This window comes from Nocardia sp. NPDC055321 (assembly GCF_053645575.1).
On the sequence record NZ_JBSHMS010000024.1, the window covers coordinates 41,630 to 54,127 of the forward strand.

Below are 12,498 nucleotides of genomic sequence, written 5' to 3' on the forward strand. Positions count from 1 at the left end.
CGATCGGGAATTCTCACAACCGAATCGGTCCCCTATCGGTGGCGAGCGCGGCCAGCGCGCGCAGGGCGGAGTTCTCCGCGGCCGTGCGCCAGACCAGCGCCCAGTGCAGCAGCGGGGCGTCCGGCATCGGCAGGAAGACAATCCCCGGCGGGCTGTTGTAGCGAGCGGCGATCTCACCGAGCGGGTGCACGCACTCACCGGTCGCGACGAGGGACAGCAGTTCGTGGAACGTGCGGGCGATCGGGCCGCGCGCGATACGGCGGCCCCGCGGGGTGTGCGTGGGCACCATGGCCGCGACCCAGTATTCGGGGGCGTCGGGTCCCAGATCGGCGACCCGATAGTCGGCCAGGTCCTCGAGATCGGCGACGCCGCGTGCGGCCAGTAGATGGTCGGCAGACACGGCCAGGACGCGTCCCCCGGTGAGCACGGTCGGGCCGACCGTCAGATCGGGTTCGGCGACCGGGAGCCACAGCACGTTCGCGTCGTTGTCGCCGGTGCGCAGCGAGGTGAACGAATCCCCGCCGTTGACCTCGGCGAAGCTCACCTCCGCACCCGGGTAGCGGGCGGCGTACGCGTCGAGCAGTGGCCGCAGTTCGTGTCCGGCGTGCCCGAACACCCCGAGCCGCACCGACTTTCCGCCCCCGGCGCCCGTTGCCTCCGCCCGTTCCAGGGCCGCGTGCAGCAGGTCCTGCACCTGCTGGAGGTCCTCGCGCAGGCGGCGGCCGACCGAGGTCAGGCGCACGGTGCGGCTGGTGCGCTCGAACAGCTCGACACCCAGGCGCCGTTCCTGTTTGCGCACCGCCTGGCTGACCCGGGCCTGGGACACGTGCAGGCGCTCGGCGGTCCGGCCGAAGTGCAGTTCCTCGGCGAGGGTCAGGAAGATCTCGATGTCGCGCAGCTCCACTGATAACTCCAGAGTTATTGATCGGTGCACGAACCGTACCTTGTTCGCCCGATGGCCCGGATCGAAGCTGAATGCGTCCAACCCACGCCACTCAGCACAATCGGAGACCGCAGTGAACCTCACGCTCTGGATCGCCACCGGCCTGCTCGCCGCCGTCGCGCTGGCCGGCGGAATGACCAAAACCTTTCTGCCCAAGCCGAAGCTGGCCGCGGCGCACGGTGGCGAGTGGACCGCCGACTACTCCCCCGGCGCCATCAAATCCCTCGGCGTGACCGAGCTGCTGGCGGCGGTCGGGCTGATCCTGCCCGCCGTCCTGGATATCGCCCCGGTGACGGTGGCGATCACGGCCGGCGCGTGGATCCTGCTCATGGTCGGCGCGATGCGCACCCACGCCCGCTACGGTCAACCCGCGCTGGTCGCGGTGAATTCGGTCTATCTGGCTCTCGCCGTGTTCATCGTCGTGGGCCGCCTGGCCCTCGAGCCGTTCTGAGCGACATGTCCGCCCGCCGACGGGCGGCGATCGATGCCCACCTGCCGTTCACCCTGCGCCCCAACACATCCCGCCGACCCCGATCCATCCCGCGTACCATGGGGTGACGGATCGAGAAGGGGGCCGTCATGCCATCGAACACCAGCCCGGAGCCGGTCGAGGACCCGCGCGCCCACTGGCGCCACCTCCCGCCCGAGCCCACGCCGTTCGTGGAAGAGACGCAGGTGGCGGGCACGTCGTCGAGCTTCACCGTTCCCAGCATCGACCCGGCGCAGGACTTCATCCGGCTGTACGGCGGGTAGGCGGCGTCGCCAACAGCGATGCGGGAACCTTCAGGCATCCCGCATTCCTGCTCGCTCGAGCGAGTTAGCTTGCAACACTGTCGAACTCCCGGAGCGTCTGATCGGCGATCAGGTAGGCCGCGTCCGCCGTGGACCTGTTCACCGTGAACTCTGCCTCGAAAGGCCGCGCCCGTACGGCACGGTCCGGCAGCAGCGTTCCCGTCACCCGGAACAACGTGCGGGTTTCGGTATCGGGCTCGAGCTCGACGGCGTCGACCGTGTACCCCGCAGCCGGGATCCGGACGAGTTCGTCGACGATCGCCGACGGGCCGACGCGCGCGACGTCGCCGAGGGTGAGCCGCGCGTCCGCGGCGTACCAGAACCGCAGTGCGCCTTGCCGTGCGGTGAGCTGAGCGAAGTAGAGGGTCGCGAACGCCCGTGCGTTCTCGCGGGTGAAGTGGTTGTCGTCGATCATGGCGGTCCTCCTGATCAATCCCAGGAAGTGGTCCGTGCTCAGGCCGGGACGCTGCTCGGCGGTGTCGGCGAGAGCGCTGACCAGCGCGTGCAGCTCGCTCATCGCGGTCAATCGCGCGGCCAGGCCGTCGCGATGCGCCGCCAGTACCCGTGCCATGGGCACGGTCCCGGCGAGCGTCTCCGCGATCCGGTCCAAACCGAGCCCGAGCTGGCGCAGCGCCAGCACCCGGTACAGGCGCCGGACATCGGCCTCGGTGTAGCGGCGATGGCCGGTTCCGGTGCGCGCGGCCGGGCACACCAACCCGATGCGGTCGTAATGGTGCAGTGTGCGAACCGTCAGGCCGGCTTCCGCCGCGAGTTCACCGATCTTCCACACCCGCCCGATTCCCGTCTCGTCCATGCGGCGAACCACCTCCCCCTGCGCACCTCGCGCGGGCATCGAGGACGTTAGGACCTGACGTTACGTCAGGAGCAAGTGGCGATCTCCGCGATGAGCGGCGGGCGGTCCTGTGCCACGTTCCACGGCGGGTACGGACCCGGGCGTTCGCACCGAAGAACCGGCTCCCGCGGAGCACCATGCGATGGCGTGGCGGCAACGCCGAGTTCTCTTCGGCATCAGCACTTTCCGAGCCCTACGCGGCCAGCGCCTCGCTCCGATAGCAAGCGCCGACCGGTCAGCCGGGCGGGATCAGGTCGCTCGAGCTGACGGTGTAGGTCAGGGGTGGGTAGCGGAAGCCGGGTTCGTTGTTCTCGCGGCGGCGGAGTTGATAGAACTCCCGGCGTTGATCCTCGTCGGCGAGGGTCAGGCGTTCGCCGTGTGGGAGGTGCGGGTGGCCGTTTTCGAAGCGGAGGTGGGTCTTCGAGGTTCGGAACGTCACGCCGAGCCAGTCGTTCTCCGCGGGGCGGGCGGGGGTATCCAGCACGATCTTGTGTTTGAGCAGGCGGTTCGTTTCGACTGAGAAAACCACGAAACCGTTGTGCGACAGCGGGATCTCGTACCTCTCGGCCGAGCCTTTGGGTTCGACGATCAGTTTCCTGGGGGCCGCCGGTTCGGGGCGGCGGTAGCAGGAGAAGACCGCGATGTGCGAGCCGTCTGCAAGGTCGAGTGCCTGATCCGAGTGACTGCCCATGGTCGCGTAGGCGTTCGTGTAGGTCTCGATCAGTGCGTTGTCGAACGTCGCGGGCAGACCCGCCCCCGCCCTGATCCGTTCCGCGAGACGATCATGCACCGGACCGAAGGGCTGGGCGGGGTTCTCGTACCGGGTCGTGGTGCGCACGAGCGGAACACCGCCCGCCGCATCGGATTTCGTGAGCGTGGCCCCGCGCCTGCCGGTGCCGAGCTCTTCCCACCGGACCGAGGCCGACAGCTCCGCGTACCACTCCTGCTCGAACGGCACGGTGTACGAGGCGATCCCGGGCGCGACCTCAGACGCGCGGAGCAACGTAGTCCCCCGAATTCATGCTGAAGCCGAACCGGTCGCCGTAGTCGATGTGCGCGGAGGTCTTGTTCTCCTCGGAGTACAGCCTGCGCAGCTCGTCCATGCCCTCCGGCGTCGGCTGCTCCAGTTCCGTGAGGCCGCCGGCCAGTTTGAGGAATGTCCGCCCATCCCTGTGCACGGCTTCGGTGCTCGAGCAGCGCACCACGTACCCCAGCCGAGTCGGCAGCGACTCCGCGTCCAGGCTCGACGGCCGGATCTCGTGGGTGTACAGGCGGTTTGTCGACAGCGGCATGAAGAAGACGGAGCCTGGATACAGGGTCAGCTCGAACTGCGCGGGCAGGTCAGGGCCGGCGTGCTCGGCAGCCGAATCCTTGAGGCGGAAGCGCAGTTTGGTCAGCCCGCTGACGTTGCGCACGCCGCGATCGAAGGGATCCCCGGCCAGTGGCTCCAGCCGGTCGAGCCCGTCGTAGAACGTGCAGAACGCCATGATCCCGTTACCGGGCATGTCCTTGGTCTTGTCCGCGTGCGCCGAGATCTTGGCTTTGGCTTGCTTGCGCTCGGGGGTGGCGCGGGTGTTGTGATAGATCTGGGCGAGCACGTGATTCAGGGGCGCGCCGTCCCGGAAGATGGTGGCGGCCTCACGATTCAGCGCCGCCACGATGTCCGCGTCGGTCGGCCCGAACCCCTCGGTGGGCCCGGAGAGATTCGTCGAACACCGCAGCAGCCGGAAATGCAGATCCGCGCCCTCACGACGCACCGGCGTCAGGTAGATGCCGCTCCGGTGGGCGGCCCCCGGCTTGGTCGACTCGGTCAGCGACTGGAAGACGTGCTCGGCGCCGATCCGGCCGAAATGGTCGTCGGCGGGGTCGAAGAAGCGGCGGTAGTACACACCCGCGCCGTGCACACGGACGGGAACCCTGCCTACATCGATCCGGGTCCACCCGTCGCCGTGTTCGCCGCCTGTCAACTCCCGGACGACGAACGCCCGAGCGGCCGAACGCACTACGGCCGCGTCGATCTCGGCCGGATCCCCGCACAGGTAAACAGATTTCCCCTCGACGTCCACCGCCCCGGCCGCGAGCTCCTCCGGCGTACGGACGACGCCGAAAAAGTCCCCGCACCCCACCCCGTCGGGCGCGATCAAGATGTTGTCGCCACCGTCGATCCGGGCTTGCGTCGTGCTCATCGCTCGGTAACCACCGTTCGAACTTCCGGTGGTGCGCCACGCCCGCCACCCCCTGCGCACCACACCTGGACAATCGGAAGCGGACTTTCACCCTACGTCAGGCGCCACACGCGACAGGAAACCCAACCGTCAGCCAGATCGAGCGCGAACTACCTATCGAATTTCGCCACCGGTCCTTCGGTCACCGATCCCTCGGTCGCCGGATTCAGCGTGAGCCACGAGCGCAGGGCCGCGATGAACTCCTCGGGGGCATCGGACTCCACGTAGGTGCCCGCGCCCTCGACGATGACGGTCGTGTGGTCGGCGAAGGTGGCCTCGAGGCGCTCGCGTTCGACCGGCCGGAAGGCGATATCGGCCGCGCCCCAGACGATCAGGGTCGGAACATCGGAGATCGCGGGGAGGCCGGACTCCACCTCGGCGAAGAACTCCCGGCTCGCCAGCACCCGGTTGGGGAACATGGCCGAGGCCTCGCGGCGGGCGGGAGTGTCCAGGGCGTTGCGGTAGTGGGCCATCTCGGCGGGGGTGGGTGTGCGCCTGCGGTGGCCGGTGGGGATGAAGGTGTTCACCAGGAGGTTGAACCTGCGGACCAGGTGGCGGCCGGGCGCGCCGCCGAGAATCCGCGAGAACGCCTCGAAGTGCAGGATGCCGTTGACGGGCCAGGCCCAGGTGTTGGCGAGGACGAAGCGGGTGAAGACCCCAGCACGCCGCTGGGCGACGGCCAGCCCGATCAGCCCACCCCAGTCCTGGCCCACGAGGGTGACATCCCGGAGCCCGAGCGCGTCGACGAATCCGGTGACCACCTCCGCGTGCTCCTCGGGCAGGAAACGGTAGCCGCCCTTCGCCGCCGACAACCCGAATCCCGGGTAATCCAGTGCGACGCACCGGAAGTCGCCCCGCATCGCGGCGATGACCTCACGCCACAGGAACGACCAGGTCGGGTTGCCGTGCAGGAACAGCAGGACCGGACCCGCCCCCTCGTCGACGTAGTGCACTGTGTGCCCGTCGATGTCCATGAACCGGCTCTCGAACGGAAACAGGTCGTCGTCGACCCATGCCGGTCGTGCGCCGCCGCTGATCTCGGCCATGTCGTTCCCCTCGTCGACCCGGTACCGCAGTGCGCTCGATTCTCTCACTCACCTCGGGGTGACGAACGCCCCCGGCCCTCGGCGCGGCGGCCTCTCACCGCCGGCGACAGGTTCCGCCCCCGCGACGCCCGGGCCGTCGCCGCCACGCTGCGCGCGGAACCCGACAGCGTCGCAGGCCCGGCCGCGAGCAACCTCACCCCGGAGGCCGCCCGCGCGTTCGGACCGGGTGCGGCGCGCTATCCCAGAATCAGATCCGTTGCGGCGGCCGCGATTTCGGCCCGTGTACCGGTCTCGGGGGTGAGGGTTATCAGGTAGTCGGCGATCATCAGGGAGAAGGCCAGGAGGCTGCGGGCCTCCACCTCTCGGGGGTCGGCGTGCAGGGTCCCGATCAGGTCACGGAGGTAGGTCATGCGGCTGGTGTCCACGCGTTCGAGGCGGGCGGCCACGGCGGGATCGCGGCGGGCCCACTCGCGCACCGCTAGGTCGATGGGCATCAGATCGCGGGACAGGGTCCAGCGGCCGGCCTTGCGGACCTTGGACCTGGCGTCGCCGTCGTCTTCGGCCAGGCGGCGCAGGACGTCGTCGATCGCGCGATGTTCCCAGGCGTCGAGCACGGCGTCGAGCAGTTCCTGGCGGCCCGCGAACTGGCGATAGAAGCCGCCGCGGGTCACTCCCAGTTCCGCCGCAAGGGTTTCCACCCGGACGGCGTCCGGGCCGGAGGTGGCCAGAATGCCCAGGGCGGCGTCGATCCAGGCTTGCCGGGGAGTTCGCACCGGAGGGGCCATCGGCAGTCAACCAATCAGTCGCAGGGGCTCTTGATTACATCATCCTCGATAGATACAGTACTGTTCTGTATCTATTGGTGCGAGCGGAGATTCGCCGCCGACCTGCGACCATCCACGGGGAAAGACATGACGCGACACGACGCGAACGAACAAAACGACCTGATCGAGCGGGCGAACGTCCGGGAGATCGAGCTGGGCCCGGAGGACCTCGAGTTCAGCACCCTGACCGATATCGGGCACATCGACGCGACCCTGCTGAGTACCGCGAACGCCGCCGCGTTCCCGGCCGAACAGTGGGCGCGCATCATCCTCGAGGGCGCCTCGGCGGAGATGCGGGCCGACCTCGAACAAGCCTGGCAGAAGATCGCGCTGCGCCGGCATCCGATCGGCGCGACCCGCACCGTGCAGGGCTGGCCGATCGCACACGCCGAACCCGATTTCGTACTGCTGCAGGTGGCCTCGGACTTCGGGTTCGAGGGTCAGCTGCTGTTCCGGCGCGACGAGCGCGGCGTGCTGCTGGCCACCTTCATCCGCTTCGACGAACCGGCCGGACGCGCGGTGTGGGATCGGGCGCTGCCCGCGCACCTGCGGTTCGTGCGGACCCTGCTCGAGAACGCCGGCGAGCGCGTCGCGACCGGGCACGCGAACGGCTAGCCGAACCCCGCGCGCTCGAACGCATTCACCCGGCTCCGGTCACGGTCCGGAGCCGACCTCTCACCGAACGAAAGAGAACACCATGAACACCGATGTCATCGTGATCGGCGGCGGCTACGCGGGCGTGCTGGCCGCCAATCGCCTGACCCAGCGCGACGGCGTCACGGTCACCCTGATCAACCCCCGCCCCGAGTTCGTCGAGCGAATTCGCCTGCACCAGTTGGTCACCGGGTCCGACGACGCGGTCATGGACTACGGGGACCTGCTGGCCCCGACGGTGCGACTGCTGGTGGACACGGTCACGCGCATAGACCCCGACGTCCAGCAGCTCGAGCTGGCGAGCGGTGGCGACATCGGCTACGACTACCTGATCTACGCCGTCGGCAGCGGGAGCGCCGACCCGGGAGTGCTCGGCGCGGCCGAATTCGCCTATCCGATAGCCACTTTCGAGGAGGCCGAGCGCCTGCGCCCGGTGCTGGGCGCCACCCCCGACGACGCACCGGTCACGGTCGTCGGGGCGGGTTCGACCGGCCTCGAGATCGCCACCGAACTGGCCGAGGCGGGCCGCGCGGTGACCATGATCTGCGGCGCCGCCTTCGGAACCTACCTGCATCCCAAGGCCCGACGCTCGGCGGTCAAGCGCCTGGCGAAACTCGGCGTGACCGTGCTCGAGGGACCCGCCGCCCGCGTCACCGCGGTGACCCGCGACGCGGTGCGCCTGGCCGACGGCGCGGAACTGCCGAGCGCGGTGACCATCTGGACCGTGGGATTCGGCGCACCGGATCTGGCCGCCCGCAGCGGCCTGACCACCGACGCGCTGGGCCGCCTGCTCACCGACGAGACGCTGACCAGCGTCGACGACCGGCACATCGTGGCGGCGGGCGACTCGGCCGCCCCGTCGAACCTGCCCTACCGCATGAGTTGCCAGGCCGCGCGGCCGCTGGGCGCGCACGCCGCCGACACCGTCCTGGCCCGGATAGCGGGCGAACACCCCGAACCCATCAGCCTCGGGTTCGCCGGACTCTGCCTCAGCCTCGGCCGGCGCGCGGGCATCTTCCAGGTCGCCGACCGGGACGACCGCCCGAAGCGGATGTATCTGGGCGGACGGCCCGGAGCCACGCTGAAGGAGCTGGTCTGCAAGCAGACGGTGAAGGAGTTGGTGACCGAGTCCCGCAAACCCGGTGCACTGACCTGGGTTTCGGACCGGACGCGGGCGGACCGGCTGCGTGAGCGCCGCGACGCGACCCAGCCCGCTCGCTGATCCCGGGCGGCTGTCCCGGCTGCCGTCGCCCGCACCCGCAGCGCCGCTGTCACGAATCCCCGGCGCGTGGCGGGCTCGCCGAGTCCCCCGCTGCCGCTCAGGCCACGCGCTGCACAGGTGCGGCGGTTCGAAGGACAGCGACGCGATTCGGCCCGCCGACATCACCGGCGGGCCGAATCAGCGTAGCGCTCGGCATCCCGAACTGCCGTGCGCCACCGCCCCGGCTCACCCGCCGCATGCGACCGGCGAGCCGGGGTGGTAGTCGATGTGTCGTAACAAGCACCGGGCGGCGAACACCCCTTGTGGCCCGTCACAACCGCTTCCGGGTCAGGGCGTCAGCAACGCCGCCAATTCGTCTGCCGCGATGCGCAATTGCGCGGCGAACTCGTGCATCTCGTGGGCCACCGACTTCGGGGTCGCGAGGTACAGATTCCAGTGATCGGGCAGCAGCACGTAGGCGATGCCGATGCAGGTCGGGCTGGTGGAGCCGAAACCGAAGTACTGGATGTTGACCGAGGGCGCCGAGCTCGTGCTCAGGTAGTCGTCGCGGCTGATGCGCCAGCCGGGACTGTCGAAGAAGGCCATCGGTTCGGTCGCGCCCAGCCGCTCTCCGCTCCGGCGCTGGCGCAGTTGCAGCTCCCAGAGGTGCTGTTCGGGGGCTTCACCGCGCTGGCACTCCTGGGCCCGCTGCACGTGCGCGGCCGCCGCCGCCCGCGCCGCGGCCAGTTTGGTCTCGGCATCGGCCGCCGGATCCTGCATGGCGGCAACGAAATCCAGGATCTCGGTGGTCACCACCCGCATGGCCTCGGTGCGGCCGTCGCGGTACTGGCGGGTGGCGATCGACTCGTAGGTGGCCCCGGTCAGGCCCTTGCTGCGCCGGTGCGCGAGCTGGTAGCTCAGCTGCGCGAACGCGTCCGGGGAGATGCCCAGGGTCTTGACGTACGAGGTGCCGAAATCGAAGGACACCGTGGAGGTGGCGGTGTCGGCCGCGAACTGCGCGAAAGCGGCTGCGGCGGACGCGATCACGGCCCGGTGCTGGGCTTCGAGCTCGAACTCGATCGGCTCGATCGCGGGCAGGCCCTGAGCCTGGGCGCCCGAGCGCTCGGCATGGGTTCCCACCGGATCCTGCAGCAGCGTGTCGACGAAGGACAGGATCGTGGTGCCGTCGAGCCCGCAGTGCTCGACGTTGATACCCGTCTGCCCGTCGGCGAACACGACGAAGGACACCGCCTTGTCGAACCAGCGATTGCCACTGTCGCCGTGCAGGAGCTGATCGCACGCGTGCAGGGTGTCGCGCGGCGCGAAGTCCTCCAGGCACACGCAGAACAGCGCCGTTTCGATGGTCTCGAAGGCGGCGGCGTTGGCGGACAGCAGCTCCGCGCGCACCGGCGCCCACTCGACGCGGGCCAGGGTGGTCAGATGCCCGGCGGAGGCGTTGACAGCCGCCCGGCGCGCACCGGCCTTCATCACCGCCTGCAGGCCCGCGGTCAGGTCCTCCGGAGTGTGGGGCACGCCGGCGGGGCCGAGCGCGTCCATCCGGAACATGTTGCCGCGGTAGAAGACCACGATGTGCCGGGCCTGCGAATGACCCGGCCAGTCGTCGGTGTACGGCACGCGCACGGTGTCCTGGGGTTCCCCGGGAATTCGGGTCTCGGAGAACAGGAACTTGTTCTGCGCCATATTGAGTCGCTGCCCGCGCTGGGTGACCGGCGGGATCTCCTCGGCGTCCAGGCGCAGCTTGTAGTCCACCGCCGCGGTGATGAGCGCGGAGGCCCGCTCGGCCTGATCGGCCGAGGTGGAGGCCGCCAGCGCGGTGTCATCGTGGAACAGGAAGAAGAAGTTCGCGTTGAGCGCGATGCGGTCGCGGCGGCCCAGGTACCGGGAGGGCCAGAACTCGTCGAGCCAGCTGCCGACGCCGGGTTCGGCGTCGAATCGCTCCAGATCGGCGTGCAGCGTGCGGGCCGGGCTGTCCGGGCGCAGCAGATCCTCGACGGCCGCCGCGGTGGCGGCGTACTCGTCGCCGGTCAGCAGCGGCGCGCTCCAGTGCAGGAACCGGGTGCAGCTCTCCTCGAGCGTGGGCAGCGGCACCCGCGGCAGCTGATCGTCGTGGGCGAAGGTCCGTTCGCTCAATGCTTGTCCTCGTGGTCGGATGGTCAGGGGTGATCGGTGGCTGGGTCGGTTGACGGCCGGGACAGGTACAGCTGGGCGTAGAGCCAGCCGTCCGATTCCAGGTCGTCGGTGTCGATATCCTTGGCGGCCAAACTGTTCAGTACCTGCGCCTGTTCCTCCTCGGAGGCGAAGCGACGCTGCCGGAAGGCTCCGGGCGCCAGTTCGGTCTGATATCCGAGGGTGGCCAGGCGAGCGGCGATCGGGTCGAACGAGAACATGCGCAGCACGAAGTGCGCCATCCAGGGCAGCTTCTCACCGTGCGCGCGGGCCACGCGCAGCAGGGTCCGATCGGTGACGTATCCGACGCATCCGGTGGAGATGACCAGATCCGCGGTGGCCAGGGTCCGGCGCTGCGGCTCGGTCGGGTCGGCGGACTCGAGATCGGCGTGCACGGTGGCATGCAGGAAACCGGCGCCGCGCGCGTAATCCAGTGCGGGACTGGAGGAATCCATACCGATGAAGCGTACTCCGGGTAGTTGATCGTGCTCCAGGAGGCGGGCCCGATCGCGGGCGATGAGCTCGACCGAGTCCAGGGCCGCGGTCTCGCGGTAGCCGGCGAACAGATCGGTCATGTCGGTGTCCAGGCGCAGCAGCGCGGCGTTCACGCCGTAGGAGCAGCCGATGTCCAGCACGGTCGGGGCGGTGATGCCGGTGGCGGCGCGATGGTCGCGGAGCAACCGCTGGAAATGCGGCTTGGCCAGTTCCGGTATCCGATAGTCCAATTCGGACATACGGGCGAGGTACGCGCGCGGATCGGGGCGGTCGTAGATGTCGTCGAAGGAGGCTTTCCCGGTGCTGTGCAGGACGGTGCTGCGGGACGAGGCTGGCACGTGCTGGTCCTCTTCTCAGTCGAGCGATCTATCGGTCGAGCGGTGGAGCTGTGGAGCGGTGTCAGTCGAGCAGGCCATCGCCGCGCACGGCCGCGGCGGCGAGATGTTCGGGGGTGACCCGGCCGAACAGCTGGCGCGAGCGCTCGGCGGTGCCGATCACGCCCGGAATGTCGCTGTACGCGAAGATGACCGAATGCCGTTGCACCGCACCGGCAACCGGCGCGACGCGGTGCAGGGAGAACCGGCCCTGGAACAGCTGCAGGTCGCCGGGGCGTAGCTCGAGCTTGCGCACCAGATGATCGCCCTCGTCGCGCAGTACGGCGTGCACGTCGCCGAAGTTCTCCGCCGTGCGCGAGCGAATGTTCGGGCAGTATTCGAAGATGCCGCCGGATTCGGGTTCCTGGGTGAGCATGCTGACGGTGAACTCGTTGGTGTCGAAATGCCAGGGATGCGACATTCCGGGCGCGACGACGTTCAGGCAGAGCCCGGCCAGCGGATCGGTGTACTCGTGCAAGGTCTCCAGGCCGAAGCAGTCCGCGATGAATTGCTGGAACCGCGGATGGGTGTAGAGCCGGTGCACCACCGCCTCGGCGGGAATGAGATCGCGGGCCACGAAGGCGTTCCCGCGTTCGAGCACCATACGCCCGGGATGTTCGGCGGGCAGCTCGGTATCGAGCGGGATGTTGTACGCGTTGACGCGCTCGACCGCGTAGTAGGCGTGCGGGGCGAGCGCGACGCCCTCCTCGCGCAGGGTCTCGATCAGATCGGGGCGGATGAACCCGCGCAGCACGGTACAGCCGTCGGCCGCGAGATCGGCGCGGGGGGGGGGCCGCCCCCCCCCCGCCCCCCCCGCCCGCCCCCGCCCCCGCGCAGCGGGCGACGTATGAACAGACCGCCCACCAGCGAGCCAACCCCCCGGCCCCCCCCCCCCACAACCCCC

Annotated in this window: 13 protein-coding genes; 4 read left to right on the forward strand and 9 right to left on the reverse strand. The window is 69.4% G+C overall.

Annotated features, from left to right (window positions below; translation table 11 throughout):
* Positions 1–13: 13 nt before the first annotated feature.
* Positions 14–904, reverse strand: a complete 891-nt coding sequence (locus ACWIGI_RS31680) for a LysR family transcriptional regulator (RefSeq protein WP_454206532.1) — start codon at positions 902–904, stop codon at positions 14–16.
* A 112-nt stretch (positions 905–1,016) separates the two neighbouring features.
* Between ACWIGI_RS31680 and ACWIGI_RS31685 the strand changes: the two genes are divergently transcribed.
* Together ACWIGI_RS31685 and ACWIGI_RS31690 are read left to right on the forward strand one after the other, a co-directional pair.
* Positions 1,017–1,394: a DoxX family protein gene (locus tag ACWIGI_RS31685; protein WP_454206534.1), complete on the forward strand. Its 378-nt coding sequence runs from the start codon at positions 1,017–1,019 to the stop codon at positions 1,392–1,394.
* Between the two features lie 128 nt (positions 1,395–1,522).
* A complete protein-coding gene (locus ACWIGI_RS31690) occupies positions 1,523–1,696 on the forward strand; it encodes a hypothetical protein (RefSeq protein ID WP_454206536.1) in 174 nt (57 codons plus the stop codon).
* Between the two features lie 64 nt (positions 1,697–1,760).
* Here ACWIGI_RS31690 and ACWIGI_RS31695 read toward each other — a convergent pair whose 3' ends face one another.
* From ACWIGI_RS31695 to ACWIGI_RS31715, 5 genes are all read right to left on the reverse strand, one after another.
* Positions 1,761–2,549 carry a MerR family transcriptional regulator gene (locus tag ACWIGI_RS31695; RefSeq protein ID WP_454206538.1) on the reverse strand — a complete coding sequence of 263 codons (789 nt, stop codon included), beginning with the start codon at positions 2,547–2,549 and terminating at the stop codon, positions 1,761–1,763.
* 274 nt (positions 2,550–2,823) lie between these two features.
* On the reverse strand, positions 2,824–3,591 hold the full coding sequence (locus tag ACWIGI_RS31700) for a hypothetical protein (protein ID WP_454206540.1): 768 nt from the start codon (positions 3,589–3,591) through the stop codon (positions 2,824–2,826).
* Positions 3,575–4,774, reverse strand: a complete 1,200-nt coding sequence (locus tag ACWIGI_RS31705; protein ID WP_454206542.1) for a hypothetical protein — start codon at positions 4,772–4,774, stop codon at positions 3,575–3,577. The genes ACWIGI_RS31700 and ACWIGI_RS31705 overlap by 17 nt, the downstream gene beginning before the upstream one ends.
* Before the next feature lie 149 nt (positions 4,775–4,923).
* Entirely contained in the window at positions 4,924–5,859 is a 936-nt protein-coding gene (locus ACWIGI_RS31710; RefSeq protein ID WP_454206543.1) for an alpha/beta fold hydrolase, read from the reverse strand.
* 236 nt (positions 5,860–6,095) lie between these two features.
* Positions 6,096–6,644 (reverse strand): TetR/AcrR family transcriptional regulator, encoded by a 549-nt coding sequence (locus ACWIGI_RS31715; protein ID WP_454206545.1) that lies wholly within the window; start codon positions 6,642–6,644, stop codon positions 6,096–6,098.
* A 126-nt stretch (positions 6,645–6,770) separates the two neighbouring features.
* On the opposite strand from ACWIGI_RS31715, the gene ACWIGI_RS31720 reads away from it, so the two are divergent.
* Together ACWIGI_RS31720 and ACWIGI_RS31725 are read left to right on the forward strand one after the other, a co-directional pair.
* Positions 6,771–7,298, forward strand: a complete 528-nt coding sequence (locus tag ACWIGI_RS31720; RefSeq protein WP_454206546.1) for a hypothetical protein — start codon at positions 6,771–6,773, stop codon at positions 7,296–7,298.
* Between the two features lie 82 nt (positions 7,299–7,380).
* Positions 7,381–8,559, forward strand: a complete 1,179-nt coding sequence (locus ACWIGI_RS31725) for an NAD(P)/FAD-dependent oxidoreductase (RefSeq protein ID WP_454206548.1) — start codon at positions 7,381–7,383, stop codon at positions 8,557–8,559.
* A 327-nt stretch (positions 8,560–8,886) separates the two neighbouring features.
* Here ACWIGI_RS31725 and ACWIGI_RS31730 read toward each other — a convergent pair whose 3' ends face one another.
* The 3 genes from ACWIGI_RS31730 to ACWIGI_RS31740 all read right to left on the reverse strand — a co-directional run bounded on the left by ACWIGI_RS31730 (position 8,887) and on the right by ACWIGI_RS31740 (position 12,348).
* Complete coding sequence (locus ACWIGI_RS31730) at positions 8,887–10,689, reverse strand: choline/carnitine O-acyltransferase (RefSeq protein ID WP_454206549.1); 1,803 nt, start codon at positions 10,687–10,689, stop codon at positions 8,887–8,889.
* Positions 10,690–10,712: 23 nt separating this feature from the next.
* Positions 10,713–11,558, reverse strand: a complete 846-nt coding sequence (locus ACWIGI_RS31735; protein ID WP_454206551.1) for a class I SAM-dependent methyltransferase — start codon at positions 11,556–11,558, stop codon at positions 10,713–10,715.
* A 61-nt stretch (positions 11,559–11,619) separates the two neighbouring features.
* Entirely contained in the window at positions 11,620–12,348 is a 729-nt protein-coding gene (locus tag ACWIGI_RS31740) for a HalD/BesD family halogenase (RefSeq protein WP_454206553.1), read from the reverse strand.
* Positions 12,349–12,498: the final 150 nt, after the last annotated feature.

Excerpts from the sequence above, each read along its gene's own strand:
- ACWIGI_RS31690 (WP_454206536.1), top strand. The coding sequence starts at position 1,523 with ATGCCATCGAACACCAGCCCGGAGCCGGTCGAGGACCCGCGCGCCCAC.
- ACWIGI_RS31695 (WP_454206538.1), bottom strand. The coding sequence starts at position 2,549 with ATGGACGAGACGGGAATCGGGCGGGTGTGGAAGATCGGTGAACTCGCG.
- ACWIGI_RS31705 (WP_454206542.1), bottom strand. The coding sequence starts at position 4,774 with ATGAGCACGACGCAAGCCCGGATCGACGGTGGCGACAACATCTTGATC.
- ACWIGI_RS31710 (WP_454206543.1), bottom strand. The coding sequence starts at position 5,859 with ATGGCCGAGATCAGCGGCGGCGCACGACCGGCATGGGTCGACGACGAC.
- ACWIGI_RS31715 (WP_454206545.1), bottom strand. The coding sequence starts at position 6,644 with ATGGCCCCTCCGGTGCGAACTCCCCGGCAAGCCTGGATCGACGCCGCC.
- ACWIGI_RS31720 (WP_454206546.1), top strand. The coding sequence starts at position 6,771 with ATGACGCGACACGACGCGAACGAACAAAACGACCTGATCGAGCGGGCG.
- ACWIGI_RS31725 (WP_454206548.1), top strand. The coding sequence starts at position 7,381 with ATGAACACCGATGTCATCGTGATCGGCGGCGGCTACGCGGGCGTGCTG.